The organism is Curtobacterium sp. PhB78, from assembly GCF_003751685.1.
GTDB lineage: Bacteria > Actinomycetota > Actinomycetes > Actinomycetales > Microbacteriaceae > Curtobacterium.
Genome location: NZ_RKIA01000004.1, coordinates 287,320 through 313,184, shown reverse-complemented (window position 1 = coordinate 313,184; position 25,865 = coordinate 287,320). Strand labels below are relative to the sequence as shown.

The window sequence follows — 25,865 nt, the reverse complement described above, 5'->3', positions numbered from 1 at the left end:
CACCGCCCCACCCCGCACAGCCCCACCCACGGAACCAGGTTCCGGACACAGCACCACGCCGATCCGTGGTGTCGTGACCGGAACCTGGTTCCGTCTGCGCACGACGGCCAGCGGTCCGCGCGCTACAGCCCGGCGTCGGCGAACGCGACCATCGCGTCGCGCAGCGCACGTGCCGCACCCGCTCCGGCCCAGTCGTAGGCGTGCGCGAACCGCTCGTCGCGCACGTACATCTCGGCGAGGGTCCGGAACCGCTCCGCGGTGAGGTCCGCCGGCGGCGTCGACTCGGCGAGCCACGCGAACTGCCGCCGCGCCACTGCCTGCGCGGCCGGTGAGCCCGGGTCGTCGCCGGACGCGGCGAGCGCTGCGGCGTCCTGGGCGATCGCGCGCAGTTCGTCCTGGAACGCCTGCTTGCCCGCGGTGTCCTTCGCGTCCCACCAGGCGGTGCCGCGCTGCCAGGCGTCCGCTCCCCAGCGCTCCTCGACCTCGTGCTTGAAGCGGGTCTGGTCGAACCCGTCGAAGGTGTCCGTGGCGTTCATGGTGTCCCCGTTCTCGATCCTGGTGATGGTGGTGCGCACGGCGGCGAGCTGCCGGGCGAGGCGGTCCCGCTCGCGTTCGAGCCAGGCGACGTGCGCGGTGAGGGCGGCGACGTTGTCCTGCTCGCCGTCGAGGACCCGGCGGATGTCGGGCAGCCCGATGCCGAGGCCGCGCAGCAGCAGGATGCGCTGCAGCCGGACGAGTGCCCGATCGTCGTAGCGGCGGAGTCCGCCGTCGCCGACGGCGGTGGCCGGCAGCAGCCCGATGGCGTCGTAGTGGCGGAGCGTGCGACTCGACACCCCGGCGGATCGCGCCACGTCGGCGATGCCGTGGGGTGCTTTCGCAGCTGCGGTGGCGATGTCTGACGGATCCCTCATGCAGCCCACCGTAGAGGTTGACGCAGCGTCAACCGCAAGGGGTGATCGGGGTGCGGAGTCGACGACACGCGACCGACCGGGAATGACCGCCCGGGGACCCGTGTTGACTCCCGCCCGGAACTGAGTAGGTTTGCCGCTCGTGACGAACGAGGTCCGGTCGCTGAAAGCGCGACTGATCGGGGATCCCCTCCCCTCTGAGAAGCTCGAAGGACAGCTCCTCCCGAAGCACCTGGCACTGCCGATCTTCGCGAGTGACCCGCTGTCCTCCGTCGCGTACGCACCGCAGGAACTCCTGATGATCCTGCTGCTCGGCGGGATGTCGTTCCTGACCTTCGCACCGTGGGTGGCCGCGCTCGTGGTGCTGCTGCTCGTGGTGGTCGTCGCGTCCTACCGGCAGCTCATCAAGGCGTACCCGTCCGGCGGCGGCGACTACGAGGTCGCGCACCGGAACCTCGGCGAGAAGGCCGGGCTGGTCGTCGCGAGCGCGCTGCTCGTCGACTACGTGATGACGGTCGCGGTGTCGGTGGCCTCCGGCGTGGACAACATCATCTCGGCGCTGCCGATGCTGAACGACGTCCGCGTCGAACTCGCGCTCGTGTTCGTCGTGCTCCTCGCCGCCACGAACCTGCGCGGCGTGCGGGAGTCGAGCAAGGCCTTCGCCATCCCCACCTACCTGTTCGTGGCGTCGGTCTTCGTGATGGTCGTCACCGGCCTGGTCCGGGTCGCCGCGGGACACGCCCCGGTCGCCGAGTCCGCCGGGTACACCGTCGACAACGTCGAGCACACGACGCAGGCGGCGTTCATCCTGCTGCTCCTCCGGGCCTTCGCCTCCGGCTGCTCGGCCCTGACCGGCGTCGAGGCCATCGCGAACGGCGTGCAGGCCTTCCGACGCCCGAAGATCAAGAACGCGCAGGCGACCCTGGTGGCGATGGGCGGCATCGCGATCGTCCTGTTCATCGGGCTCATCACGCTCGCGCTCGTGTCCCGCGTGCACTACGCCGAACGCGCCTGCGACCTGCAGGGGTTCGCGGACTGCGCCACGACGCCGCAGCGCTCCCTCATCGCCCAGATCGCGGCGGCGACGTTCGGTGACAACTCGGTGCTGTTCTTCGTCATCCAGGCGACGACGGCGGCGGTCCTGCTCCTCGCCGCGAACACGGCGTTCAACGGGTTCCCGCTCCTCGGCTCGATCCTGGCCCGCGACTCCTACGCCCCCAAGGCCCTGTCCACCCGCGGCGACCGGCTCATCTACTCGAACGGCGTCATCGTGCTGGCGCTCGTCGCCGCAGCGCTGCTCGTGGTGTACCGGGCGAACGTCACGAGCCTCATCCAGCTCTACATCATCGGCGTCTTCGTGTCGTTCACCCTCGGGCAGACGGGCATGGTCGTGCACTGGACGCGCCTGTTGCGCGCGGACCGCGCCGGCACCGCCGATCCGTCCGTCAACCGCGCGCAGGTGGTGCGCTCCCGGACCATCAACGCGATCGGTGCCACGTTCACCCTGGTCGTCCTGGTCATCGTCACGATCACCAAGTTCACGCACGGCGCCTGGCTCGTGTTCCTGATCATGCCGATCCTGTACGTGCTCATGCTCGGCGTGAACCGCTACTACCGCGACGTCTCGCACGAGATCGAGGCCGACGTCGAGACCGAGTTCGGCGCCACCGGTGACCACGCCGTCGTGCTGGTGAACAAGCTGCAGAAGCCCGTGCTCAAGGCCCTCGACTACGCGATCGCGGCCGAGCACGCCAGCTGCGAGGCGGTCCACGTCGCGATCGACGACGCCGATGCCCAGCACCTGCGTGACCAGTGGGCCGAGTACGGCATCCGGATGCCGTTGACCATCGTGCCGAGTCCGTACCGCGACATCTCGATGCCGCTCATCAAGTACATCAAGGCGCACCGACTCGAGCACGGCTCCGAGGTCGTCACCGTCTACACGCCGATCTTCATCGTCGGTCACTGGTGGGAGGGCCTGCTCCACAACCACCGCGGTCGTCGCATCCGCAAGAAGCTCCTGCTCGTGCACGGCGTCACCGTGGCGCTGGTGCCGTGGCTGCTCGACTCGTCCGAACTGCTGTACGGCCGCCGGTCGCGCCCGCTCCCCGGCCAGGAGCGTCGCGGCGAGCCCGTGCGGCCGCCGCTCCGCCGGTCCCTCGCCGGCTCGGCCGGAGCGCCGGTCGACGGTGTCGTCGACGATCGCCTGGCCCGGTCCGCGCAGCGGAACAGCCTGCAGCCGCGTCGCGCGACCCGACCGGCCGGTCCCGCCGAAGGCGTCGACCCCGCGCAGTGCACCGGTGAGCTGCACGCACTCGTGCCGACCTCGCCGCGCCGGGGCGACGAGTCGTAGCATCTGACGTCATGACGATCACCGACCTGCGGACGTTCGCCACGTTCGACGGCCACGGCGGCAAGGTGTCGAAGCGTGTCGAGGTGCTGGACCACGAGCCCGTCGCGGGCAGCCGCCACGAAGGACTCGTCGCCGTGCGCGGCGAGCATCCCCTGGGCGCGCTCGACGAGCGCGCCGCCGACGAGTCGGCAGCGCTGTCGCGCGGCGTCCCCAGCGTCGGCTGGGTCGACCCGTCGACCCTGCGCGACTGGTACCGCCCGGACCGCGTGGTCATCACCCGGCTCGAAGCGCGGCAGTCCGGCATCGAGCCCGGTCTCTACGCCGATTCGCGCGGTCGCGGACGGGTCCGGATCGACGGCCTGGAGGCACGACTCGCCCCCGACGGTCGGCCCGCCTTCCGCGCACTGGCCGGCTCCGAGGCGCCCTGGGTGGTCGACGTCCCCCTGCCGACGGACCAGGCGGTACGGCTCGTGGCGGTCGCCGAGGTCGACGACGGCTTCGAGGTCGTGACCGCTCCGGTGTCCCCGTTCCTGCAGCCCGGCGACTACGCGGCGTACGACGACGACGTCCCCGGTCTGCCCCCGCGGCCGTCCAGCGGCCGGGTCGTGGTGTCCGCGACCGTGCTGCTCGACGGTTCGCTGCACGAGGTCGAGCGGATCGACGAGCAGGCCGCGACGATCTGGGTCCGGCGCGAGGGAAGGACCGTGCCGATCGCGACGAGTGCGGTCGGCCCGGACCTGGTGCGGTACTCGGCCACGCCGGTCTGACGGGGGACACGGGCCTGCGGGGTGCGTCGGAGGTGCGGCGTAGCGTCCTCGGCATGAGTGATGCAGAAGAGACCCTCGGCGGCGCCCGTCCGGACCCGTCGACCGACGCGAGCAAGGACCCCGAGCAGTGGGTCACCGGTGACGAGCCGATGACCGGACCCCAGCGCAGCTACCTCGACACCCTGGCCCGTGAAGCCGGCGAGGAGCTCTCCGCTGACCTGACCAAGGCCGAGGCCTCGGAGCACATCGACCGCCTGCAGCAGCAGACCGGCCGCGGCACCGACACCACGGGTTCCTGAGAGCGGGTCCGCCCTTCGGCGGACCCCAGCCTGGGCATGTTCTGGTGATGTCCGGGCAGACCCCCGGACGAGGGGCATCGATGACGTGTCACCGGTTAGCTTCGTGGCCATGCGAACGACATCGACCTCCATCGGCCTGACCGCGCTCCGCATCGTCCTCGGGGTGGTGTTCATCGCCCACGGCGCGCAGAAGTTCGCCCAGGGCATCCCGAACGTGGCCCAGGGCTTCTCCGGCATGGGCGTTCCGCTCGCCGACGTCGCCGCGCCCCTGGTGGCGGGCCTCGAACTCGTCGGCGGCGTGCTGCTCGTGCTCGGCGTCGCGACCCGTGTCGTGGGCGTCCTGCTCGCCGTCGACATGGTCGTCGCGGGGCTGCTCGCCCATGCGTCGTCCGGCTTCTACTCGCAGGACGGCGGCTTCGAGTACGTGCTCGTCCTGGCGGTCGCGTCGCTCGTCGTGGCGCTGACCGGCCCGGGGCGGTTCTCGCTCGACGCTGTGTTCCTGGCGTCGTCCCGTCGCCGTCGTGGCGTGCAGGAGCCCCTGCCCGCCTGACCCGCCCTGCGCCGCCCTGCGCCCCTGGAGCGGCTCACGCGGCGGCGAGCACGTCCATCACCTGGCGGGCGATGAGCCGTCCGGCCCGGTTCGCCCCGATCGTCGACGCCTGCGGCCCGTAGCCCGCCAGGAACAGCCGCGGCTCGTCGACCGAGCGCCCGTCCGCCACGACGACCCCGCCGGCCGCGGTCCGCAGGTGCAGCGGCGCGAGGTGCCGCAGGTCGGCCCGGAACCCGGTCGCCCAGAGCACCGCGTCGGCGTGCACGTGCGTGCCGTCGGCTGCCACCACGCCGGACTCGTCCATCCGGGTGAACATCGGCTGGTCGCGAAGCACCCCGCGGTCGATGCCCGCCCGGATCCGCCGCGAGACCGGCACGCCCGTGCCGCTCACGATGCTCGGCAGCACCTCGCCGGCACGAGCCGCCCGGTCCTGCTCGTCGACCGCTGCGACCGCCGACTCGAGGTCGAGCGACGACGAGTCCGCCCACACCATCGGCCGCCGGGTGAACCAGTGGGTCGACCGGGCGACACCGTCGAGTTCGAGCAGGAAACCGATGGCACTCGTTCCGCCGCCGACCACGACGACGTCCTGCCGGGCGAACTCCGCGGCGCTGCGGTACTCGGTCGTGTCGAGCTGTCGTCCGCGGAACGCGCCTCGACCCGGGTACCACGGCACGAACGGCGTGCCCCACGTGCCCGATGCGTTCACCACGATGTCGGCGCGGATCCGGGTCTCCGTGCCGTCGGCGGAGCGGGTCGTGACGCACAGTCGGCCGTCCGCGGTGCGCGAGACCGACGGCACCGAGACCGGACGCCGGACCCGCAGGTCGTAGTGCTGCTCGAACCGCCGGTAGTACTCCCCCACGACGTCCCGGGCGGGTCGTGACCGATCGGCGTCGTCGAACTGCAGCCCCATCGCCCGCATCCCCGGCAGGTCGTGCACGCGGTGCGCCGCGCCGAGCCGCAGGGCCTCCCACCGGAACTGCCAGGCACCGCCCGCGCTCGGGGCACGATCGAGCAGCACCAGGTCGATGCCGGGCACGAGCCCCAGGCGGCGCAGGTGGTATCCCACCGACAGTCCGGCCTGCCCCGCACCGATGACGACGACACGGGCGGACTGGTCGGCTGGGTTCTCGAGGGGTTCGGTCATCACTTCGATTCTCCTGTGCACGGAGCCGTCGCGGCGACGTCCAGATCGAGGTACATGGTAGAGTGATCGGCAGATTTCAAACCACGAACCGTCTGGTTCCCCGAGTGATCTTCCGTCATTCGCCAGGACCGGACCAGAGCCGAACGAGGGGGTCACGCATGGGGCGCGGCCGTCAAAAGGCGAAGCACACCAAGGTCGCCCGTGAGCTGAAGTACTTCAGCCCGCAGACGAACTACGGTGCACTCGAGCAGGAGCTCTCCGCCGGACAACACTCCGATGACGATCTCGTCGACCGCTGGGCGGACCAGTACGGTCCCGAAGCGGCAGACGAATCCGACGAGTTCGAGACCGAAGCGGACCAGAACAAGTCCGCCTGACCGGCACAGCCGTCACGCCGCGCGCCTCCGGGCAGCGCGGCGTTTCTGCGTGCCCACGCGGATGACGCGGACCGGTCACGACTCCCCACGCGGGGAATGCCGAGTGGTCACGAAGTGCCGCCCGCGGCCGGACCGAGCGGCACTTCGTGACCGCTCGGCGGACACCTGACGGCAGGTCGTGCGGCCTGGAGGCACGACGAACGCCCGCCACGCGGCCTGCGTGACGGGCGTGGCCGGCAGGCTCAGGCGGCGTAGCTCCCGACGAGCCGCACGGCACCGCCGTCGACGCCCTTGGCGCCCTGCTCGAAGCCGGTCAGGTCGCGGGCCGACGTGGCGATCGTGCCGACGGGCCACGCGGGCATCCCGGCCACCCCGAGCGACTCGATGACGTCCACCGCGGCGCTGGCGGACACCACGGCGAACATGCCGATGCCCAGGTTCCAGGTGCCCTCGGTGTCCTCGATCGGCGTGCCGGCCATGTCGGCGAGCACGCGGAAGACCGGAAGCGGCTGCCAGGTCGAGCGGTCGACCTCGATCCACGAGCCGACGGGCAGCACGCGCGCCAGGTTCGCCGCGATGCCACCACCGGTCACGTGCGACAGGGAGTGCACGGCGCCCGGGTGCTGCTCGAGCAGCTCCAGCAGCGGCGTCGTGTACAGGCGGGTGGGCTCGAGCAGAGCTTCGCCGACGGAGACGCCGCCGAACTCGGCCAGCTGGTCGGTGTACCCGACCCCGCGCGACGCCAGGATGTGCCGGACGAGCGAGTACCCGTTCGAGTGCAGCCCGGAGGACTCGATGGCGAGCACGACGTCGCCCTCCTGCACCAGGTGGGCACCGAGCTGCGAACCGGCCTCGACGACACCGGTCGCGGCGCCGGCCACGTCGTAGTCGTCCGGGCCGAGCAGCCCGGGGTGCTCGGCGGTCTCGCCACCGACCAGAGCGGTACCCGTCGCCGAGCAACCGCGGGCGATCCCTGCGACGATGTCGGCGATGCGGTTCGGCACGACGCGCCCGCAGGCGATGTAGTCGGTCATGAACAGCGGCTTCGCACCGACCACCACGATGTCGTCGACGACCATGCCGACCAGGTCCTGCCCGATGGTGTCGTGCTTGTCGATCGCCTGGGCGATGGCGACCTTGGTGCCGACGCCGTCGGTCGAGGTCGCGAGCAGCGGGTGTGAGAAGTCCTTCAGGAAGGACACGTCGTAGAGTCCGGCGAAGCCGCCCACGCCGCCCAGCACGTGGCTGTTGTGCGTCGCCGCGACTGCGGACTTCATGAGTTCTACGGCCAGGTCACCGGCAGCGGTGTCCACTCCGGCTTCGGCGTACGGGTTGGGCATGCGGAGTCCTTCGCGGTGACATGGCAGACTTGTTCGGTACCCCCCGATTCTACGGTCTGGAGCACACCCGCGAATGTGCGGCATCGTCGGCCTCGTTGCACAGGGCCCCGCCAACCAATCCATCTACGACGCACTGCTCCTCCTGCAGCACCGCGGGCAGGACTCGACGGGCATCGCCACGGTCGAGGGTCACGTGCACCACATGCACAAGACCCGCGGCCACGTGCGGGAGTCGTTCCGAACCCGTGACATGCGCGCCCTCCTCGGCACCATGGGCCTCGGCCACGTGCGCTACGCCACCAAGGGCGCGGCGAGCAACGAGGAAGAAGCACAGCCGTTCTACGTGAACGCGCCGTACGGCATCGTCCTCGTCCACAACGGCAACCTCACCAACACGCGGGAACTGACGCGTGAACTGTTCGACATCGACCGTCGGCACCTCAACACCACGTCGGACACCGAGCTCCTGGTGAACGTGCTGGCGCACGAGCTGCAGGGACAGGTCCGCGGCACCGACCTCGATCCCGGGCAGGTCTTCGACGCCGTCGAGCGCGTGCACGAGCGGGTCGAGGGCTCCTACGCCACGATCGCCACGATCGCCGGCCACGGGCTGCTCGCGTTCCGCGACCCGTTCGGCATCCGGCCGCTCATCCTCGGCCACAAGTTCGACGAGGCCGGCCAGCCCGAGTGGGTCGTCGCGAGCGAGTCGCTGGTGCTCGAGTCCGGCGGCTACGAGATCGTGCGCGACGTCGCCCCGGGCGAGGCGATCTTCATCGAGATGAACGGGCAGATGCACGCCCGGCAGTGCGCGAAGAACCCGCGGCTCGTGCCGTGCTCGTTCGAGTACGTGTACCTGGCCCGTCCCGACTCGGTCATGAACGGCATCTCGGTCTACGACGCCCGCCTGCGTCTCGGCAACCGGCTGGCGGACACCATCGAGCAGTACGCGCCGACCGGTGACATCGACGTGGTGATGCCGATCCCGGACTCGTCGCGACCGGCCGCCATGCAGGTCGCGCGGAAGCTCGGCATCGAGTACCGCGAGGGCTTCTACAAGAACCGCTACGTCGGCCGGACCTTCATCATGCCGGGCCAGGCGGAGCGCAAGCGGTCCGTCCGGCAGAAGCTCAACGCGATGTCGTCGGAGTTCAAGGGCAAGAACATCCTGATCGTCGACGACTCGATCGTGCGCGGCACGACGAGCAAGGAGATCGTGGAGATGGCCCGCGCCGCCGGTGCGAACGAGGTCACCTTCACGAGCGCCGCTCCCCCGGTCCGGTTCCCGCACGTCTACGGCATCAACATGCCGACGCGCGACGAGCTCATCGCGCACGACCGGAAGATCCCGGAGATCAACCGCGTGCTCGGCAGCGATCACCTGATCTACCAGGAGATCGGCGACATGCGGGACGCCATCATCGAGGGCTCCGACGTGACCGACCTCGAGATGAGCTGCTTCACGGGCGAGTACGTCACGGGCACCGTGAGCCCGGAGTACCTGTCCTGGGTCGAGGCGAACCAGCTCAGCTAGGTCGCGTCCGAGACGCAACCGCAATACGGACGGGAGGCCCGTTGCCAGCTGGCAACGGGCCTCCCGTCTGGAAGCGGTCGCGGCTACGGCCGCTGGTCGCCGTGCTCGTCGATCTCGCCGTCGACCGTCTCGGGCGGCAGCTCGACCTCGACACGCTCCGCCGTCAGGCGGGCCGCGCGCCGGGCGAAGACCCGGTCGAACACGACGGCGACGACCGCGCCGACGAAGGCACCGATCGTGACGCCCCACAGGCTGAAGTAGCCCACCAGGCTGCCGAAGCTCGACTCCTCCTGCTGGCCACCGAGGTTCATGGTGAGCGAGACGACGATCAGGGTCGCGATGAACCCGAGCACCGCACCGCCGACGATGAACACCCCGAACTTCGGGGCACGACGGATCGTGACCTCGTCAGAGGTGGAGACGGCGTTCGGCGCAGGGGCCGGGACCGGCTGGTCGTCGGGTCGATCGGTGTTGCTCACCCACCCATTGTCCCCCACTGTGGGACGTCTCCCGGCCTGTCCGCGCAGTCCGATCCAGGAGAGGATGATCCGTACGCGTTGGTATCCCAAGGGCTGGAGGTGACACGGATGCGAGAACGGACCGTACGGGGACGAGGCCGCACCCCGAGCACCCCGGCGCGCGTGACCTGGCCCGTGATGCAACGCCACGAAGAGGACCGTGCCGTGTCCGTCGTCGCGGAGCACCAGTGGAGCGTCGCGCTCGTCGGCGCCCCGGGTCTCGGCAAGAGCACCGTCGCCGCCCGCGTCACCGACCGCGTCGCCGGACGGGACGCCACCGGGCGCACGGTCGTGGTGCCCATCACCGCCGTCGCCTCCGGGCGGTCGATGCCCTTCGGCGCGATCTCGGACCGCTTCGGCGAGCTGCCGGCGACCCTGTCCGAACTGTCCGACGACGCCGGGGCCGAGCAGCGCCTCCGGGCGATCGCCGGCCTGGCCGACCGCGACGTCCTGCTGCGCGTCGACGACGCCGACCACCTCGACGCGATCTCCGCCCGGTACGTGGCGTGGCTCGTCCGGCACCAGGGTGCGCGGCTCGTCCTGACCTGCCGTGACTTCACCGCGCTGCCGGAACCGCTCCGCGCCCTGTGGCAGGACGACCTGCTCGAGCGCATCGACCTCGAGCCGCTCACCCTGCGCGAGACGTCGGCCCTGGTGGCCGAGGCGCTCGGCTCGCAGCTCGAGAACGCCTCGGCCGAACGGGTGCACCGCGCGACCGCCGGCAACCCGCTCTACCTGCGTGAGGTCGTCCGCGCCGCTCGCACCTCGGGTGCCCTCGAGCACACGGCGTCCGGGTGGTACTGGCGCGGCCGGGTGACGGCGTCGAACAGCCTCGCCGACATGTACCGGACGGAGCTCGGCTCGTTGCCGGAGGACCTGCGCGACGTCGTCGACATCGTGGCACTGGCCGACCCGATCCCGCTCGCGCGGCTGCTCGGCCTGGTCAGCGGCGGCGACGTCGACCGCGTGGTCGCGCTCGGGCTGGTCCGGATCGACTCGCTCGACGACGGCGCCGCGGTGGCCCGTCCGCAGCACCCGCTCGTCGGCGACGTGATCCGCGGCCTGGTACCGGTCGCCCGCCGCACGGCGCTGTTCGCCCGCGCGAACGCCTTCCGCGCCGACAGCCCCGAGGGTGCCCCGCCCGCCGCACGGTTGCGGTCGGCGCTCTGGGCGCTCGACTGCGGTGTCGTGCCCCCGGTCGAGCAGCTGCTCGACGCGGCGCAGGTCGCGGTGCGGCTGCAGGAGCACGAGAGCGCGATCGCCCTGGCCTCCGCAGCACTCCGGCGGACACTGCACCCGAACGAGCAGGTCGCCGCGCGCTGCCTGCGGTCGCTGGCGTACTCGTACACCGACGGGCGCGAGGCCGGTCGCGCCGACGCCGAGGCGGCCTGGGCCGTCGCCCGTGCGGACCCCGGCACGGTGGACGACGCCCTCGTGGTCGAGGCCTGCGAGATCCTCGCCAACATCCGGCAGTTCCACGACGACGACGTGCTGGCAGCGGTCGCGCTCACCGACGTCGCCAGCCGCCTGGTGTCCGGCGAGGCGGTCGAACGGCTCCGCCTGCTGCGCCTTGCGCACCTCGGCTGGGGCGGCCGCTTCGACGAGGTCCGCGCCGAACTCGAGCGCAGCGGCATCGTGCACGCCCCGACCATCCCGTTCGCGTTCCTGTGCGTCGCCCCCTGCGCGATCATGGCGCTCGCGACGGCCGGCCGGCTCGACGACGCCTCGGCCCTCGGTCGCCGGGCACTGGCCACCGCGATCGAGCACCTCGAGGACGCACCGTGGAGCGTCGGCGAGATCGTCTCCGTGCTGCACCAGGTGCAGGTCTGGCGGGGCGACCTCGCCGACCTGCTCACCGAGGTACCCGTCCGACGATCCAACCCGTACCTGAAGTACGACTTCACCCTGGAGCTCATCGGGGACGGCAACCTCGCCATCGGCCAACGACGCTGGGACGACGCGATCGCGGCGTTCTCGGCAGCCTGCGAACGGTACGACGTCGCGGACCACGGCGGCTTCGCGGCCTACCCGTGGGCGCGGCTCGCGATGGCGTACGCCTACGCCGGTCGCACCGAGGACGCGACGCGTGCACTCGACCGGGCGAGGGCCACCCCGCAGCGGGCGATGCGGATCACCGGGGAGCAGGTCGCGGTGACGATCGCCTGGACCGAGGCGGTGCTCGGCAACCCGGCCGGGCTCCGGCACGCCGACGACATCATCGACCGCGGGACGGCGAGCGGTGGGTGGACGCACGTCATGTACGCGCAGACGCTGCACTACGCGATGGACATGCTGAACGGACGCGAGACCGGTACCTCGCTCGGTCGCATGCGCGAGGCCGCCGCTCGGGTCGACGGTCCGCTCGCCGCGGCGATCGTGGAGTACGCCGACGCCCTGACCGCACGCGACCGGACGCGGGTGATCGCGGCGCAGGGGGTGCTCGCGTCGCACGGCATGGCGGTCACGGCCGGCCGGCCGAAACCACCGCTCACGAACCGCGAGTACCAGGTCGCCGAGCTCGCGGCGCAGGGGTTGAGCAACCGACTGATCGGCGAGGAGCTCGGGCTCTCGACGCGGACCATCGACGCGCACCTGTCGCGGGTGTTCGGCAAGTGGGACCTGCACGCCCGGTCGGAGCTCGCCGGACTCTTCTGAGCCCACTCGTGACGCAAGAACGTTGCGCATTGCAGCACGACGCGCCGCGGCGGTTGACACGTTGTGTGGAACATCGCGTACCTTGGTCCCTGTCGCCGGGTTCGGACCCGTTCGGGTCGGGTCCGAATCCCGGCGACTTCAAGCGTAGGTTCGCAGTGCATGCGCCCGCATCGGTAGGGACTACCTAATTCGGTTCGATCGGCTAGGTAATCCTCGGTGTGACTCCGGCGTGAGCCGCACCGGCCTCGGTGTGACTCCGCGCGACCCGGACTACGGCGCGACCCGCACCGGCAGGAACGCCGTCAGGTCCGCACGTGAGCCGGAAGCGCTGACGCGTGACTGCGCGACGGCTTCGTCCCAGGTCAGCTCAGCGGTCGCGAGCGCGAGCCACGTCGTGGCGTCCGTCTCGACCACGTTCGGCGGCGTGCCACGGGTGTGGCGCGGGCCGGGGACGGCCTGGACCGCGGCGAACGGCGGCACCCGGACCTCGACGCTGTTGCCCGGCACATCGTCGGCGAGGCGCTGCAGGGTCCACCGGACGGCCGTCGCGACGGTCGCCCGTGCCGTGTCGCCCTGCTGCACCGCGGTCAGTGCGGCACGGCCGGCGGCGTCCTCGATCCTCCTGGGTGGCATCTCCACAGGCTAGCCGTCGCCTCGCGGCGGGAGAGTCCTGATCGGTAGGGTGATCGGGTGCGAATCCTCGTCCTCGGTTCCGGTGCCCGCGAGCACGCGATCATCACGGCCCTCCTCGCTGAACAGGCGGGCCACGTCATCACGGCTGCTCCCGGCAACGCCGGCATCGCCGCCGATGTCGAGACCGTCTCCCTCGACCCCACCAACGGCGCACTCGTCGCCGAGTACGCGATCGAGAACGGCGTCGAACTGGTCGTCGTCGGACCCGAGGCGCCGCTCATCGCCGGTGTGGCCGACCCCGTCCGCACCCGGGGCATCCCGGTCTTCGGGCCGGGCAAGGCCGCCGCGCAGCTCGAGGGCTCGAAGGCCTTCGCCAAGCGCATCATGTCCGAAGCGAACGTACCCACCGGCCGCCCGGTGTACGCCGGCACGGCGGAAGAGGCCGTCGCCGCGATCGACGAGCTCGGCGCACCGTACGTCGTGAAGGCCGACGGGCTGGCCGCGGGCAAGGGCGTCCTCGTGACCGAGGACCGTCAGGCCGCGATCGACCACGCCACCTACTGGCTGCAGCACGGGCACGTCGTGGTCGAGGAGTTCCTCGACGGCGAAGAGGTCTCGTTGTTCTTCCTGAGCGACGGCCACGACGTCCGCCCGCTCAGCCCCGCGCAGGACTACAAGCGCCTGGCCGACGGCGACCTCGGGCCGAACACCGGCGGCATGGGCGCGTACTCGCCGCTGCCGTGGCTGGCCGATCGTTGGGCGTCCGAGCAGGCCTTCGTCGACGAGGTCACCGAGCTGGTCGCGCTGCCCACCGTCCGTCGCCTCGAGCACGAGGGCACCCCGTTCGTCGGGCTGCTCTACTGCGGGCTCATCGTCACCGAGCAGGGCGTCCGGGTCATCGAGTTCAACGCCCGCTTCGGCGACCCGGAGACCCAGGTCGTCCTCCCCCGCCTGGCGACGCCGCTGAGCGGACTGCTGCTCGCCGCCGCGACGGGCCAGCTCGGGGGCACCCCGGCACCCTCATTCCGTCCGGATGCGGCGGTCACGGTCGTGCTCGCGAGCGAGGGCTACCCGGAGAACCCGCAGACCGGCCGTCCGATCACCGGCATCGACGCCGCGAACGCGCGCGACGGCGTCTCCGTCGCACACGCCGCCACCGGGGTGCTCGACGACAGCCTCGTCGCCACCGGCGGCCGCGTGCTCAGCGTCGTCGCGACCGGGTCCGACTTCGCCCAGGCACGGGAGCGCGCCTACGCGGGCCTCGGTGACATCACCCTGCAGGGCGCGCAGTACCGCACCGACATCGCCGCGAAGGTCACCCGATGAGCGCCGCGCCCGTGATCGCCGGCTGGGACCACGTCTCGTCGGGCAAGGTCCGCGAGCTCTACGTGCCGACCGGTACCGCCGACCTCCAGAGTGCGTCCGAGCTGCTGCTCGTGGCGTCCGACCGGGTCAGCGCCTACGACTTCGCACTCGAGCCACCGATCCCGGGCAAGGGCGAGCTGCTCACCCGCCTGTCGCGCTTCTGGTTCACGCAGCTGAGCGACGTGCCGAACCACATCATCGGCCCGTCGTCCGGTGGCACCCCCGTACCGGCCGAGGTCGAGTCGCGGTCGATGCACGTCATGCCGCTCGAGATGTTCCCCGTCGAGTGCGTCGTTCGCGGGTACCTGGTCGGCAGCGGCTGGGCCGAGTACCAGCAGACCGGCAGCGTCTGCGGCGTCGCCCTGCCCCAGGGGCTGTCGAACGGCGACCGGTTGCCCGAGCCGATCTACACCCCGGCCTACAAGGCACCGCAGGGCGAGCACGACGAGAACATCTCGTACGAGCAGACCGTCGACCTGGTCGGCGCCGAGGTCGCGGCGACCCTGCGCGACCTGTCGCTGCACGTGTACACCGAGGCAGCCGCGATCGCCCTCGAGCGCGACGTCGTGATCGCGGACACCAAGTTCGAGTTCGGGCAGGACGCCGACGGCCGGATCCGGATCGCGGACGAGGTCCTGACCAGCGACTCGAGCCGGTACTGGGACGCCCGGGCCGACGGTCGGACGGACTCGTTCGACAAGCAGATCGTGCGCGACTGGCTCAGCGCCAACTGGGACCGCCAGGGCACGCCTCCGGTGCTGCCCGAGGCGATCGTGTCCCGCACCGCCGCGCGCTACGCCGAGCTCATCGAGCGCCTCGGCGCCTAGCTGATTCCTGCTGCGGGCCTGCTGCGCGGGCCCCGAGCGGGCCCCGACCGGGCCCCGAGCGGACCCCGACCGGTCACGACACCCCGCTCACATCCGGCGACCGGTCACGAGCCGTCGTTCAGACCCCCGGCGCCTGACCGTTCGTGACCGTCCGGCGGCGCGCCGACGGCACGTCGTGACCAGTCGACGAGCGACCAGTCCTGACCTGCCGACGACCTGCCGACGGCTCGTCGTCAGAGGTCGCGCGCGACCACGACGACGGTCAGGTCGTCGCCCGGGTCGTGGTCGACCGCACGTGACCGCACCCGCTGCAGGAACGTCGCGATGTCCGGCGAGCCGCGGTAGAGCTCGCCGAGCTGCGACAGCGACGCGAGCGTGGAGTCCCACAGCTCGAGCGCGCCGTCGCTGACCACGATGACCACGTCGCCCGGGCGCATGACGAGCGACCCGGAGGCACGTTCGATGCCCGCGGGGTGCAGCCCGATCGGCAGGTCCGACGACCGCAGGATCCGCTCGGCGCCGTCGTCGCGGAGCTGCAGGACGAGTCCGTGTCCGGCGTCGGTGAAGTCGATCCGGCCGGTCGAGGGCGTGAGCCGGCCGTGGAACATCGTCGCGAACGACTCGGCGCGGCTGAGGTCGGGTGCGACCTGCGCCTCGAGCTCGGCGACGGCGACGTCGGGTGCCAGGTCGCCGCGGGCGAGCAGTGCACCGCGGATGTTCGCGGCGAGCAGCCCAGCCGACATGCCCTTGCCCATGACGTCCGCCACGGTCAGGTGCACGGCGTCGTCACCCGAACGGTGCCAGTCGTGGAAGTCGCCGGAGACGACGCCGTGCGGCACCGACAGCCCGGCGATCCGGTAGCCGGGCACGTCGACCGTGCCGGGTTCGAGCCCCGCGAGCACGGACCGCAGGCGGTCCTCGTCGGCGCCGGCTGCCAGTTCCCGCTCGGCCCAGACACCGAGTTCCTGGAGCAGGGCGACCTCGTCGGCGTCGAGGGTCCGCGGTTCCGGGTCGATGAGGCAGAGCGTGCCGACCTTGACGTCGTCGTCGCCGAGCCGCAGCGGGACCCCGGCGTAGAAGCGCACGTTCGGGTCGCCGACGACCATCGGCATGTCGTAGTAGCGGGCGTCGATGCGCGCATCCGGCACGAGCACGGGGCCGCGCTCCCCCAGCGTCCGCCCGCAGAAGGTGTCCTGCAGCGGGATGACCGGTCCGAAGTGGCTGTCGCTCTGTTGGGACTTGATGGTCAGCGAGGTCTCGCCCGCCAGGTTCAGGAAGGAGCCGGAGACACCGAGGGCTTCACGCGCGATGCGGGTGATCCGGTCGAAGCGCTCTTCGGCGCCACCCTCGACCACGTCGAGTGCGGCGAGCAGCGCTGCTCGGCGCACGGCGTCGGGCGCGCCGGTGACTGGGACGGTCGTCGCTGTCTCCGAGTGCATGCACCCACGCTAACGCGCCAACCGGACAGGTCCTGTCCCCACTACGGAGGACGCACCACCCCAGTCCGCGGGGCAGGCTCGCCGAGTGTTCGGCGGCCGACCCTGGTCCGGCGCGGCCCGGCGCGGGACTACCCTGGACGCGTGTCCCGCCGCGCCCTGCCCGCCGTCGCCCTCGCCGCGGCGGCCCTGCTGACGCTCGCGGGGTGCGGTGCCCACGACTCGACCGGTCAGGTCTCGGTCACCGTGTCGGACAACGCCGCCGACCGCCCGTACGAGGTCAAGATCTTCGCCTCGACGGGCAAGCTCTCCGAGCACCAGCGGGTGTTCCCCGGTGGCACCGCGGACTTCGCGGGGGTCCCGCTCGGCAAGGTGACCGTCCGCGCGGGCTCGCTGTGCCCGCAGACGACGACGGTGACGAACGACGCCGTCGCGACGGTCACGCTGACGACGACGGGCTGCTGAGCGCGGGTCGGTTCAGACCGCGCCGGGACCCCGTGCGATCGTCTCGTGCGGCTGCTCGCCGAAGCGTGCGCGGTAGTGGGCGGCGAAGCGCCCGAGGTGCGTGAACTGCCAGCGACGGGCGACGTCGCTCACCAGCAGCGCGCCCGAACGCGATCGGCCGAGTTCGAGGTGGACCCGGTCGAGCCGGACCTCGCGCAGGTACTGCATCGGTGTCACCGCGAGCCGCCGGCGGAAGAGGTCCTGCACGCCGCGCTCGCTCAGGCCGCACGAGTCCGCGATGTCGGCCACCGAGAGCGGCTGGTCGGCCTGGTCGTGCACGAAGCGGATCGCACGACGCATCCGGTGCTCGACGTCGGACCGTGACGGCGAGAACGTCGACAGCACGACCGTCGCGATGCGTCGGTTCAGGGCGGCTCGCTCGTCGGCCGGCAGCGCGGGGTCGAGGACGCGACCGGTGACGTCGCGGAGGAGTGCTCGGAGGGGTTCGATCCGAGGGTCGGCGGCGTCCGGTTGCCGGAACTCGGCCGCTGGACCGCCGCCGCCGCGGTCGCCGTCGCCGTCGCCGTGGCTATGGCCGTCGCCGTCGCGTCCGCCGAGCAACGCCGGCGACAGGTGCAGCAGGGTCATCGCCGTGGCGTCGGTGTCGAAGCCGTACGCCACCGAGGCGGAGAGCATCATCGGGCGTTCGGCGCCGACGTCCCAGCTCGAGCCGTCGTCCGCGGTCAGGCGGGCACGGCCATCGGCGAGCCAGAAGACCACGTGGTCCGGTCGGGGGCCGATCGTGCCGGAGCGGTGTCCGTGCGTCCCGATGCGCCGGATCGACAGCTCCGCGTCACCCCCGGTCACGTAGTCCATGGGCGCAGCGTTGATGGGCACAGCATCGAAGGGCACAGCGTCCATCGGAACAGTGCCTCCGCTCACCCCGCTGCGGACGGTCCGGCACGGGAATCGGAACGCTACCGCACCGGACGACCGGGGCGGGCAACGACCGCCCCGGACCGCTCAGGGCCGCTCAGGACGGGTCGGGCACCTGGTCCCACTCGTCGGCGTACCGCGAGAGCACCGTCCACCGTGACACCGGCCACGTGGTGATGAACGCACGACCGACCACGTCGTCGACCGGCACCGTGCCGTGCACGCGGGAGTCCGCCGAGTTGTACCGGTTGTCGCCCATCACCCAGATGCGCCCCTTCGGCACGGTGATGTCGAAGTCGGTGCCGGAGACCCGGTCCGACCCGATCTCGGGCACCACGTAGGGTTCGTCGACCGGGTGGCCGTTCACCGACAGGTGTCCGCCGGTGCCGCAGCACGAGACGGTGTCGCCGGGCAGGCCGATCACGCGCTTGATCAGGTCGTCGCCCTGCCCGGTGCCGAGCCAGCCGCCCGGGTCCTGGAACACGACGACGTCACCGCGCTGCAGCGGCACGGCGCCGGGGACGAGTTCGTTGACGAGCACGCGGTCGCCGATGAGCAGCGTGTTCTCCATCGACGCGGACGGGATGTAGAAGGACCGGACCAGGTAGGTCTTCACCAGGAACGACGCCAGCAGCGCCACGACGACGATGACGACGAGGTCGCGGAGGAACTTCCAGCCGGCCCGCTTCGGCTTCGGCTCGGACTCGGTGGCGCTCAATGCGTCAACACCACCTTCACGAGACCGATCACGAACGCCACGGCGGCCAGCACGATGCCACCCCAGAGCCCAAGGAACGTGGGCCGCTTGCCGCTGAACCGCTGCATGAAGACGCCGACCATGCCGATGCGCACGACCAGGATGACCAGGGCGGCCGTCTGCGCCCACCCCGTCGGGATCCACCCGATCCACGCCACCGCGTACAGCACCGCCGGGATGAGTCCGGACGTCGCGATCGGGTTCGCGTTCCGCATGATCGTCACGACCGATTCGCGCCGGGCGTCGTCCGTCTGGGAGCCATCGCCGCCGAGGCCGTGCGCCACCAGGTGCGCGAGCACGTGCGCCAGGTAGGTCAGGACCGCGGTCGCCAGGACGGCCCAGATCGCTGAACCGTGGTGGATCGCGGCCGGGTCGACGGCGATCGCGGCGGCGAGCACCGTGATGTTGCCGTAGATGTAGGACGACATCCGGTCGCGGACGTGCTCGATCGGCAGGTCGCGCGGGTCCGGACGACCGCCGCGGGGTCCGCGTCCGCTTACGCGCGGTGGTCGTGTACGTGGCATCCGTCCATCTTGGCCCTCGCGTGCCGGTCCTCGCCGACAGGACACCGAGTGCGATGGCCACGCGCGTGGCCGGTTCCGGCAGACTGGGTGGCGATCGGTGCGACGGCGCACCGGACAGGAGGCCCGTATGACGTCCGCACGACCACTCGCCCTGGTGACCGGCGTGGGCCGCAGAGCCGGCATCGGCGCGGCGCTCGCCATCCGTCTGGCGACCGACGGCTGGGACCTGGCTATCTCGTGGTGGGGCCCGTACGACGACCGCGTGAGCGGTGGGGCGGATCCCGACGGGGTCGAGTCCGTCGTGCAGGAGTGCGAGTCGGTGGGTGCACGCGTGACGCGCCTCCCGGTCGACCTGGAGGACCCGGACCAGGCGGCCGCCCTGGTCGGCCGCGCCGAGACCGAGGCAGGCGCACCCGTCACCGCCCTGGTGATGTCGCACTGCGAATCGGTCGACTCGGACGTCCGGACCACGACGGTCGAGTCGTGGGACCGGCACTTCGCGGTCAACGCCCGCGCGCCGTTCCTGCTCGTGCAGGCGTACGCGGCCGCACTCGAACGTGCTGGCGACGCCGCACCGCGGGACCGCCGGCGGATCGTCGCGCTGACGAGCGACCACATCGCGTACAACCTGCCCTACGGGGCGTCGAAGGGGGCGCTCGACCGTCTCGTGTTCGGTGCCGCGAAGGAGCTCGGCAGCCTCGGCGTCAGTGCGAACGTGGTGAACCCCGGCCCGAACGACACCGGCTGGATGTCCGACGACGTCAAGCGCTGGGCGGTCGAGGGCACGCCGCTCGGCCGGCTCGGACGACCGTCGGACACCGCTGCGCTCGTCGGGTTCCTCTGCTCGGAGCAGGGGCGCTGGGTGAACGGGCAGCTGCTGACGTCGGACGGCGGGATCTCGAACCGCGCGTGACCCGGGCGGCGGCAGCCAGACGGCCGGGCGGCCGGCAGTCGGCGGCCGACGGCCGGCGCCGAGTCTCGGGGTCAGCGACACTTCTCGTGCCTGCGGGCGCGAGAAGTGTCGCGCAGCCCGAGTCTCTGCCCTGCGGCGAACCGCGTCAGCCGCGACCGGGCGCGGTCACCTCGATGCGGTTCGCCCACGGGTCCTCGAAGGCGACCGTCCGGCCGTCGTCGGCGGTCTGCACCCCGGTGTCGTGCATGCGTGCGACGAGGGCACCGAGGTCGTCCGACCCGGGCACCTCGATCCGCACGAGCCCCAGCCCGAGCGCGAGCTGACGGCGCCCGGCCCCGCGGGAGTTCCAGGTGTTCATCGCCATGTGGTGGTGGTAGCCGCCGGCGCTGACGAACAGGGCCTCGCCCCACCCGGCCGTCGTCGCGAAGCCGAGCTTGTCGACGTAGAAGTCCTTCGCGCTGGCGACGTCGCCGACCGACAGGTGCACGTGGCCGACCCGACCCGGCGCGTTCGGCGCGGACTCCACCGCGTCGGACGTCAGGTGCTCCTGCAGGAACGCGTTCGGGTCGACGTACTTCGTGTCCATGTCGACCATGCCGTGCGTCCACGACCACTCCGTGCGGTCGCGGTCCCAGTACAGCTCGACGCCGTTGCCCTCGGGATCGGTGAAGTAGAACGCGTTGCTCACCAGGTGGTCGGCGCTGCCGGTGAAGGTCTGCGGGAACTTCGTCGCCACCGAGTACAGCGCGGCAGCCAGGTCGGCCCTCGTGTCGAACAGGATCGCGGTGTGGAACAGGCCGGCGTCGTGCGGGCCGGCGTGCTGCATCGACGGCGCGTGCTCGAGGATCACGATCGGGACCGCCAGGCCACCGGCGCCCGGTCGTCCCAGCACGGCGACACCGCCCTCGTTCGAGAGCAGCGAGAGCTGGACGCCATCGCGGTAGTAACCGATCATCCGGTCGAGGTTCGCGACGCGGAGGGTGACGGCACCCATCCCGGTGTCGGCGGCGAGGAGGTCCTGCGTGTGCATGGCACCAGTGTGCCCCCATTTGGTTGACGCGTCAACCAAATGGGCGTCGGTCGCCTGCGCAAGAGCGACAGATCCACGCCATCCCGGTGCGAGGTACCCGCCAAAGCGACAGATCTCCGTGAACAGTTCGCGGCAATCTGTCGCTTTGGCGAACGGGGCGCGCAGCGGACGGGGCGCGCAGCGGACGGGGCGCGCAGGCGACGGGAGGCCCGGTGCGCGTCCGCCCCGCCGGCTGCGGTCAGCGGGAGCGGAAGTAGCGGTGCAGCGCGCGCTCGCGGATCGCGGCCGCGGCGAGCGCCCCGCCGAGCAGCGCGCCCACGAGCCCGAGGGACGCGATCGCGATCGCCTCGCGCACGATCGGCAGTGCGTCGTCGACGTCGAGTCCACGCACCGACACCACCGCGACGCTCGTCGCGACCAGGGCCCCGACCGATCCCCAGACCAAGTGCTGCAGGACGATGCCGAGGACCTGCGCGCTCCGCGGCACCCCGACGTGCCGGTCGGAGGCCAGGGCGAGCCGGCGCCGTGCGACCGCTGCCGCGCCGATCGTCAGCCCCACGAGGGCCGCTGCACCGAACGGGACGAGCACTGGCTGCCGCGCCGCGGGGGTGAAGACCGCGCCCAGGGTCGGGTTGAGCTGCCCGGCGGTCGGTCGGTCTTCGCCCTCGGCCCCGCTCGCTGGCAGGACGGTGCGCCGGAGCATCGAGACCGTGTCGTCGCGCTGCGGCCACACCGTCGCCCAGCAGGCGTCGAACGGCGACCCGTCGTCCACCGTCGGCGCGAGGACCGCGTACTCCAGGTCGGGGTCCCGGCCGTCGTCGGGGTAGTCGTACACACCGGCGACCCCGGTGCCCGCGCCGCCCACCGTCACGAGGCGATCGCCGGCAGCAAGCCCCAGGGTCTCGTGCACCGTGGGCGAGATGATCACTCCCGCGGCCCCATCGGCAGCGGAGCCGCCGAGCAGGCCACGCACCCCGGCGGTCACCTCGTAGCTCGGGATCGCCGAGCCCGGCAGCGCGGCGGGGACGACCCCGGCGTCGAGGCGACGGAACGCGCCAGACGCGATGACCCCTTCGGCATCCGCGAGGGCATCGCACACGCGGCCGTCGATCCGACCCTCGGCCCGCTGGACGGTCGTCGCCGCACCGCTCGCGACGAACACCGCAGCCGCCCGGACGTCACCGGCGACCGCAGCTGCGCGCATACCCACGACACCGCTGAGCAGCACCGCGAGGACGACAGCGGTCACGGCTGCCCACGAAGCTCCGGAGGCGATGTCACGCCACGCCTCCCGCCAGACCTCGGTCACCTGCATCCGGCGGGGGCTCATCGGTACCGCCCGAGGTCGAGCACTCCGTCGCAGGCGTCACGGGTCGCGTCGTCGTGCGTGGCGACGACGACGACCGTCCCCGACGCGGCGAGCGCACCGATCCCACGGTTCACCTCGATCGCGCTCGCCCGGTCGAGTTGCGCCGTCGGCTCGTCGACCAGCATCAGACCCGGCGCACTCGCGATCGCGCGCGCGAGCATCAGGCGTTGCGCCTCGCCACCGGACAGCTCGGCGAACCGCGCGTGCGCCCGCGAGCCGAGCCCGAAGCGCTCGAGGACCTCGAGCGCCCGGACGTCCGCGGTCCGACGATCCGCGCCCTGGGCGACGAACGGCAGCGCGACGTGGTCGAGCACGCGGCGGCGGGCCACCCCGTACGGGTTCTGGAAGACCCAGAGCGGCCGACAGCCCGGCGGACGGACGGCGGCACCGCGCGTCGGACGGAGCATCCCGGCGAGGATCGCGAGCAGCGTGGACTTGCCAGAACCACTCGGCCCGACGACCGCGGTCACACTCCCCTCGGCGAAGGCGCGGTCGACGCGGTCGAACAGCACGGTGCCGTTCGGCCAGACATGTCCGACGCCCTCGAGCGTCACCGACACGAGCTGGACCCGTCCGGCGCGGCACGGATCCGGTCGAGCGTTCGTCCGCCGGGCACCCGGACGAACGACTGCCCGAGTTCCGACCCGAGGACCTCGACCCGGAGTGACCGCCCCGTCGTCGGTTGCACGCACGCCCGGTCACCCTCGAGGTCCCAGAGAGCCGTCGGTGGCACCACCTGGACGGTCCGCGGGCGACTGAGCGTCCACATCGCGGCCACCGTCGGTGTGCCGTCGGTCGAAGCGACCGTCGCCGCGTACTCCGGCAGGGCGGTGATCGTGGAGAGGGCCGTCGGCGACGAGACCACCCCGGCGGCGTCGATCGGGACGTCGGCGTTCCCGATCCGCAGCACGCGCTCCCCCGGCGCAGGATCGACCGGGAGCGCCTCGATGCGCGCACCGCGGAGTTCGGCCGGGAGTTCGACGAGGACACCGTCGGCGCCGACCGCTGCCCCGACGACGGCCACGCACGCCAGGACGGCGTTCTCGGCGGCTGGCACCCATGCGAACGGGTCCCACGGCACGACGCCGTCGGGCAGGTCGTCGCGGTCGACGCCTCGGTCGACCAGGAACTGCTGCGCAGCGCGGAGCGTGCCCGGGCCGAGGACGCCGTCGATGCTCAGTCCGGCACCGAGGCGCGTGAGTTCCCGCTGCAACCCCGTGACGTCGGCCCCGCGGTCGCCGAGCTCGAGGTCGCGCCACAGCGGCTCGTCACTGGCGAGCGCGATCACCGGACGCCCGTCGACCCGCGCGAGGACGTCCCCACTCCGCACGGGTACCCCGGTCGAGCACGTCGACGTCGTCACCGTGCCGGTCCGCGACGTCACGACCGCCCGTGGGGCACCGGTGTCGAGTGCGAGCTGCACCTGTCGTTCATCGGCATCGGTGCGCTCGGTCGCCCGGACGGTGCTCGCGGGGGCCGCCGTCCGGAGTGCAGCCGGGACCTCGGCCGGCACAGCGACCACGATTGCGGCGGCCGTCGAAGCCGCGACCACCATCGCCCCGAGCGCCAGGAGCGCGGCAGACGGGAAGCGCATCACTGCCGCCAGAGCCCGAGGGGATCAAGGGCGCACTGCTTCGCTTGCTCGCCCATCGAGTCGAACGGGAAGGCGTCGGCGTCTTGGTCCTTCCGCCACTGTTCCTCGGAGTAGTCAGGTCCGACGAGACCGGCCTTCCGCAGACACGGAACGGTGATCTTCGCGTCATCCAGCTTGCGGGGGTTCCTGCGCGTCTCCTCGAACAGGAACGTGATGCTCTGGTCGAACTTCGACTCGCACGCTTCGAGGATCTTGTTGGTCCTCCCGATGTCGTTGCTCGGCGACTTGCCCACCGTGCTTCCCACTTCGAACCCGCCGTCCGCGAAGTAGGAGATCGTGAGCTCCGAATCGCGGAGGCACGTGTCGACCTTCGCGTGAGCGTCCTCGAGCTCCTGGGTCGTGACGCGACCGTCACTGAGTACCCCGCGTTCGTACGCAGACTCGCTGTCGTCGAATGCGGACGCAAATTCGGTCGCCCACGGGCCTTCTGAGATGGAAGGAGTCGGTGAGTAGCCCGCTTCTCCCGCACCACTACAGCCAGACGCACCAAGAGTGAGAGCGACCGCGACGCACAGTGCGCCGCGGCCACTCGTCCCGCCGGACACTCAGCTGCGCGCGGTCATGCCGTACGACACGACGTTCGCCCAACATGCGGTCTGCTGCGACCAGTTCCCTCGGGTGACCCACTTGCCGTACCGCGGATCCTTGTTCTTGATGGCGTCCCAGTGCCGCGCGCTCGAGCAAGAGTTGTTCTTGCCCTTCCAGATCGAGACAGACCCGTAGCAGGCAGCACTCGCCTCCGGCGCCGTCACGGTGTCGACCGCGATCCCGCCGCCCACGACACTCCCCAGCACGACCGCACCCAGCACGACGTTCTTGATCGACATCGATCTCCCCTTTCATCGCGACATCACCCTGATGTCACCGTTAACGTATTACCGGTCAGTACGAGAACGCAACGACACCCACCACATCCGTGCAGGATGGACGCGTGACTGATGACATCCGGTGGGAGGTGGTCGAGGAGAGCTCCCTCTCGCTCCCGGACCACGAAGCGATCGCAGCACTGCTCGCGCAGGCGTTCCCGGACTGGTCCCACTGGTACGTGGGCGGCCGCAGCTGGTCCGGCATGCAGCCCGAACGCCGGGTCCTCGCCCGTGACCAAGACGGCGTCGTCCTGGCGCACGTCGGGATCCGCCGCATGTTCATCACGGTCGGCGGGCGCGATGTCCTGGTCGGAGACACCGGCCTCGTCGCCGTGTCGCCCAGGCTCCAGGGATCGGGCAAGGGCCGGGAACTCATGGAGCGCACGCACGCCGTGCTCGACGGGCTCGCGGTGCCGTACGGCTTCCTCGGCGCGGGCGAGAACCGCATCCCCTTCTACGCGAAGCTCGGCTGGCACGAGTTCCCCGAGGTCGTCGGCACCTTCTCGGCGTTCACCGCCGAGGGCGCTGGCATCACGAACACCGAGCAGGGCGGCTGGATGGTGCGGCCGGTGGCCGCAGCCCTGGAGGACTGGCCGGCCGGCCCGATCTGGCTGAACGGGCAAGAGGTCTAGAACGCAACGACAGACGGACGGGAGGCACGGT

At 71.5% G+C, this 25,865-nt stretch carries 27 protein-coding genes; 12 read left to right on the top strand and 15 right to left on the bottom strand.

Features of this window, described 5'->3' with window-relative positions:
• Nucleotides 1-122: 122 nt before the first annotated feature.
• Complete coding sequence (locus EDF53_RS11295) at nt 123-911, bottom strand: MerR family transcriptional regulator (RefSeq protein ID WP_123293662.1); 789 nt, start codon at nt 909-911, stop codon at nt 123-125.
• Between the two features lie 130 nt (nt 912-1,041).
• Here EDF53_RS11295 and EDF53_RS11290 point away from each other — a divergent pair, with 130 nt between their 5' ends.
• The 4 genes from EDF53_RS11290 to EDF53_RS11275 all read left to right on the top strand — a co-directional run bounded on the left by EDF53_RS11290 (nt 1,042) and on the right by EDF53_RS11275 (nt 4,877).
• Nucleotides 1,042-3,261, top strand: coding sequence for an APC family permease (locus EDF53_RS11290; protein ID WP_123293661.1), 2,220 nt, complete (start codon nt 1,042-1,044; stop codon nt 3,259-3,261).
• 11 nt (nt 3,262-3,272) lie between these two features.
• Nucleotides 3,273-4,028, top strand: a complete 756-nt coding sequence (locus EDF53_RS11285) for a hypothetical protein (protein ID WP_123293660.1) — start codon at nt 3,273-3,275, stop codon at nt 4,026-4,028.
• A gap of 53 nt (nt 4,029-4,081) precedes the next feature.
• Nucleotides 4,082-4,327, top strand: coding sequence for a DUF3072 domain-containing protein (locus EDF53_RS11280; RefSeq protein ID WP_123293659.1), 246 nt, complete (start codon nt 4,082-4,084; stop codon nt 4,325-4,327).
• Between the two features lie 109 nt (nt 4,328-4,436).
• Nucleotides 4,437-4,877 (top strand): DoxX family protein, encoded by a 441-nt coding sequence (locus EDF53_RS11275; RefSeq protein WP_123293658.1) that lies wholly within the window; start codon nt 4,437-4,439, stop codon nt 4,875-4,877.
• 34 nt (nt 4,878-4,911) lie between these two features.
• Here the strand turns inward: EDF53_RS11275 and EDF53_RS11270 are convergent, their stop codons facing one another.
• Nucleotides 4,912-6,027, bottom strand: coding sequence for an NAD(P)-binding domain-containing protein (locus EDF53_RS11270; RefSeq protein ID WP_123293657.1), 1,116 nt, complete (start codon nt 6,025-6,027; stop codon nt 4,912-4,914).
• Nucleotides 6,028-6,185: 158 nt separating this feature from the next.
• Between EDF53_RS11270 and EDF53_RS11265 the strand changes: the two genes are divergently transcribed.
• Entirely contained in the window at nt 6,186-6,404 is a 219-nt protein-coding gene (locus tag EDF53_RS11265) for a DUF3073 domain-containing protein (protein ID WP_111085566.1), read from the top strand.
• Nucleotides 6,405-6,646: 242 nt separating this feature from the next.
• Here the strand turns inward: EDF53_RS11265 and purM are convergent, their stop codons facing one another.
• On the bottom strand, nt 6,647-7,744 hold the full coding sequence (gene purM / locus EDF53_RS11260) for a phosphoribosylformylglycinamidine cyclo-ligase (RefSeq protein ID WP_123293656.1): 1,098 nt from the start codon (nt 7,742-7,744) through the stop codon (nt 6,647-6,649).
• A 73-nt stretch (nt 7,745-7,817) separates the two neighbouring features.
• Between purM and purF the strand changes: the two genes are divergently transcribed.
• A complete protein-coding gene (purF, locus tag EDF53_RS11255) occupies nt 7,818-9,275 on the top strand; it encodes an amidophosphoribosyltransferase (RefSeq protein WP_111085568.1) in 1,458 nt (485 codons plus the stop codon).
• Nucleotides 9,276-9,358: 83 nt separating this feature from the next.
• Here the strand turns inward: purF and EDF53_RS11250 are convergent, their stop codons facing one another.
• A complete protein-coding gene (locus EDF53_RS11250; RefSeq protein WP_111085569.1) occupies nt 9,359-9,754 on the bottom strand; it encodes a hypothetical protein in 396 nt (131 codons plus the stop codon).
• Between the two features lie 162 nt (nt 9,755-9,916).
• On the opposite strand from EDF53_RS11250, the gene EDF53_RS11245 reads away from it, so the two are divergent.
• The gene (locus tag EDF53_RS11245; protein WP_123293655.1) at nt 9,917-12,448 is read left to right on the top strand and encodes a LuxR C-terminal-related transcriptional regulator; all 2,532 of its coding nucleotides are present in this window, start codon (nt 9,917-9,919) and stop codon (nt 12,446-12,448) included.
• Between the two features lie 270 nt (nt 12,449-12,718).
• Here EDF53_RS11245 and EDF53_RS11240 read toward each other — a convergent pair whose 3' ends face one another.
• Nucleotides 12,719-13,081: a sterol carrier family protein gene (locus EDF53_RS11240; protein WP_123293847.1), complete on the bottom strand. Its 363-nt coding sequence runs from the start codon at nt 13,079-13,081 to the stop codon at nt 12,719-12,721.
• Between the two features lie 57 nt (nt 13,082-13,138).
• Here EDF53_RS11240 and purD point away from each other — a divergent pair, with 57 nt between their 5' ends.
• A complete protein-coding gene (gene purD, locus EDF53_RS11235) occupies nt 13,139-14,407 on the top strand; it encodes a phosphoribosylamine--glycine ligase (protein ID WP_123293654.1) in 1,269 nt (422 codons plus the stop codon).
• Nucleotides 14,404-15,273, top strand: a complete 870-nt coding sequence (locus EDF53_RS11230; RefSeq protein WP_123293653.1) for a phosphoribosylaminoimidazolesuccinocarboxamide synthase — start codon at nt 14,404-14,406, stop codon at nt 15,271-15,273. The genes purD and EDF53_RS11230 overlap by 4 nt, the downstream gene beginning before the upstream one ends.
• A 233-nt stretch (nt 15,274-15,506) precedes the next feature.
• Here the strand turns inward: EDF53_RS11230 and EDF53_RS11225 are convergent, their stop codons facing one another.
• Nucleotides 15,507-16,712 (bottom strand): PP2C family protein-serine/threonine phosphatase, encoded by a 1,206-nt coding sequence (locus tag EDF53_RS11225; RefSeq protein WP_123293652.1) that lies wholly within the window; start codon nt 16,710-16,712, stop codon nt 15,507-15,509.
• A 141-nt stretch (nt 16,713-16,853) separates the two neighbouring features.
• On the opposite strand from EDF53_RS11225, the gene EDF53_RS11220 reads away from it, so the two are divergent.
• Nucleotides 16,854-17,174 carry a hypothetical protein gene (locus EDF53_RS11220; protein WP_123293651.1) on the top strand — a complete coding sequence of 107 codons (321 nt, stop codon included), beginning with the start codon at nt 16,854-16,856 and terminating at the stop codon, nt 17,172-17,174.
• Between the two features lie 12 nt (nt 17,175-17,186).
• On the opposite strand, the gene EDF53_RS11215 is transcribed toward EDF53_RS11220, so the two are convergent.
• From EDF53_RS11215 to EDF53_RS11205, 3 genes are all read right to left on the bottom strand, one after another.
• A complete protein-coding gene (locus tag EDF53_RS11215; protein WP_123293650.1) occupies nt 17,187-18,029 on the bottom strand; it encodes a helix-turn-helix transcriptional regulator in 843 nt (280 codons plus the stop codon).
• A gap of 157 nt (nt 18,030-18,186) precedes the next feature.
• Nucleotides 18,187-18,807 carry a signal peptidase I gene (gene lepB, locus EDF53_RS11210; protein WP_123293649.1) on the bottom strand — a complete coding sequence of 207 codons (621 nt, stop codon included), beginning with the start codon at nt 18,805-18,807 and terminating at the stop codon, nt 18,187-18,189.
• Complete coding sequence (locus EDF53_RS11205) at nt 18,804-19,370, bottom strand: hypothetical protein (RefSeq protein ID WP_148058331.1); 567 nt, start codon at nt 19,368-19,370, stop codon at nt 18,804-18,806. Before EDF53_RS11205 ends, lepB begins: the two co-directional genes overlap by 4 nt.
• A gap of 127 nt (nt 19,371-19,497) precedes the next feature.
• Between EDF53_RS11205 and EDF53_RS11200 the strand changes: the two genes are divergently transcribed.
• Complete coding sequence (locus tag EDF53_RS11200; RefSeq protein ID WP_123293647.1) at nt 19,498-20,283, top strand: SDR family oxidoreductase; 786 nt, start codon at nt 19,498-19,500, stop codon at nt 20,281-20,283.
• A 145-nt stretch (nt 20,284-20,428) separates the two neighbouring features.
• Here the strand turns inward: EDF53_RS11200 and EDF53_RS11195 are convergent, their stop codons facing one another.
• The 6 genes from EDF53_RS11195 to EDF53_RS11170 form a co-directional block, all read right to left on the bottom strand.
• The gene (locus EDF53_RS11195) at nt 20,429-21,313 is read right to left on the bottom strand and encodes a VOC family protein (protein WP_123293646.1); all 885 of its coding nucleotides are present in this window, start codon (nt 21,311-21,313) and stop codon (nt 20,429-20,431) included.
• Between the two features lie 238 nt (nt 21,314-21,551).
• Nucleotides 21,552-22,643 carry a hypothetical protein gene (locus tag EDF53_RS11190; RefSeq protein ID WP_148058330.1) on the bottom strand — a complete coding sequence of 364 codons (1,092 nt, stop codon included), beginning with the start codon at nt 22,641-22,643 and terminating at the stop codon, nt 21,552-21,554.
• Complete coding sequence (locus tag EDF53_RS11185; protein ID WP_123293644.1) at nt 22,640-23,242, bottom strand: ABC transporter ATP-binding protein; 603 nt, start codon at nt 23,240-23,242, stop codon at nt 22,640-22,642. Before EDF53_RS11185 ends, EDF53_RS11190 begins: the two co-directional genes overlap by 4 nt.
• The gene (locus EDF53_RS11180) at nt 23,233-24,276 is read right to left on the bottom strand and encodes a peptidoglycan-binding protein (RefSeq protein WP_123293643.1); all 1,044 of its coding nucleotides are present in this window, start codon (nt 24,274-24,276) and stop codon (nt 23,233-23,235) included. Before EDF53_RS11180 ends, EDF53_RS11185 begins: the two co-directional genes overlap by 10 nt.
• Nucleotides 24,276-24,881 carry a hypothetical protein gene (locus tag EDF53_RS11175; protein WP_123293642.1) on the bottom strand — a complete coding sequence of 202 codons (606 nt, stop codon included), beginning with the start codon at nt 24,879-24,881 and terminating at the stop codon, nt 24,276-24,278. Before EDF53_RS11175 ends, EDF53_RS11180 begins: the two co-directional genes overlap by 1 nt.
• The gene (locus EDF53_RS11170; RefSeq protein WP_123293641.1) at nt 24,882-25,163 is read right to left on the bottom strand and encodes a hypothetical protein; all 282 of its coding nucleotides are present in this window, start codon (nt 25,161-25,163) and stop codon (nt 24,882-24,884) included.
• A 104-nt stretch (nt 25,164-25,267) separates the two neighbouring features.
• Between EDF53_RS11170 and EDF53_RS11165 the strand changes: the two genes are divergently transcribed.
• Nucleotides 25,268-25,834: a GNAT family N-acetyltransferase gene (locus tag EDF53_RS11165; protein WP_159573594.1), complete on the top strand. Its 567-nt coding sequence runs from the start codon at nt 25,268-25,270 to the stop codon at nt 25,832-25,834.
• The last annotated feature ends 31 nt before the right edge of the window (nt 25,835-25,865 follow it).

Excerpts from the sequence above, each read along its gene's own strand:
- EDF53_RS11295 (WP_123293662.1), bottom strand. The coding sequence starts at position 911 with ATGAGGGATCCGTCAGACATCGCCACCGCAGCTGCGAAAGCACCCCAC.
- EDF53_RS11285 (WP_123293660.1), top strand. The coding sequence starts at position 3,273 with ATGACGATCACCGACCTGCGGACGTTCGCCACGTTCGACGGCCACGGC.
- EDF53_RS11280 (WP_123293659.1), top strand. The coding sequence starts at position 4,082 with ATGAGTGATGCAGAAGAGACCCTCGGCGGCGCCCGTCCGGACCCGTCG.
- EDF53_RS11275 (WP_123293658.1), top strand. The coding sequence starts at position 4,437 with ATGCGAACGACATCGACCTCCATCGGCCTGACCGCGCTCCGCATCGTC.
- EDF53_RS11270 (WP_123293657.1), bottom strand. The coding sequence starts at position 6,027 with ATGACCGAACCCCTCGAGAACCCAGCCGACCAGTCCGCCCGTGTCGTC.
- EDF53_RS11265 (WP_111085566.1), top strand. The coding sequence starts at position 6,186 with ATGGGGCGCGGCCGTCAAAAGGCGAAGCACACCAAGGTCGCCCGTGAG.
- purM (WP_123293656.1), bottom strand. The coding sequence starts at position 7,744 with ATGCCCAACCCGTACGCCGAAGCCGGAGTGGACACCGCTGCCGGTGAC.
- purF (WP_111085568.1), top strand. The coding sequence starts at position 7,818 with ATGTGCGGCATCGTCGGCCTCGTTGCACAGGGCCCCGCCAACCAATCC.
- EDF53_RS11240 (WP_123293847.1), bottom strand. The coding sequence starts at position 13,081 with ATGCCACCCAGGAGGATCGAGGACGCCGCCGGCCGTGCCGCACTGACC.
- EDF53_RS11230 (WP_123293653.1), top strand. The coding sequence starts at position 14,404 with ATGAGCGCCGCGCCCGTGATCGCCGGCTGGGACCACGTCTCGTCGGGC.
- EDF53_RS11225 (WP_123293652.1), bottom strand. The coding sequence starts at position 16,712 with ATGCACTCGGAGACAGCGACGACCGTCCCAGTCACCGGCGCGCCCGAC.
- EDF53_RS11215 (WP_123293650.1), bottom strand. The coding sequence starts at position 18,029 with ATGGACTACGTGACCGGGGGTGACGCGGAGCTGTCGATCCGGCGCATC.
- EDF53_RS11205 (WP_148058331.1), bottom strand. The coding sequence starts at position 19,370 with ATGCCACGTACACGACCACCGCGCGTAAGCGGACGCGGACCCCGCGGC.
- EDF53_RS11200 (WP_123293647.1), top strand. The coding sequence starts at position 19,498 with ATGACGTCCGCACGACCACTCGCCCTGGTGACCGGCGTGGGCCGCAGA.
- EDF53_RS11195 (WP_123293646.1), bottom strand. The coding sequence starts at position 21,313 with ATGCACACGCAGGACCTCCTCGCCGCCGACACCGGGATGGGTGCCGTC.
- EDF53_RS11190 (WP_148058330.1), bottom strand. The coding sequence starts at position 22,643 with ATGAGCCCCCGCCGGATGCAGGTGACCGAGGTCTGGCGGGAGGCGTGG.
- EDF53_RS11180 (WP_123293643.1), bottom strand. The coding sequence starts at position 24,276 with ATGCGCTTCCCGTCTGCCGCGCTCCTGGCGCTCGGGGCGATGGTGGTC.
- EDF53_RS11170 (WP_123293641.1), bottom strand. The coding sequence starts at position 25,163 with ATGTCGATCAAGAACGTCGTGCTGGGTGCGGTCGTGCTGGGGAGTGTC.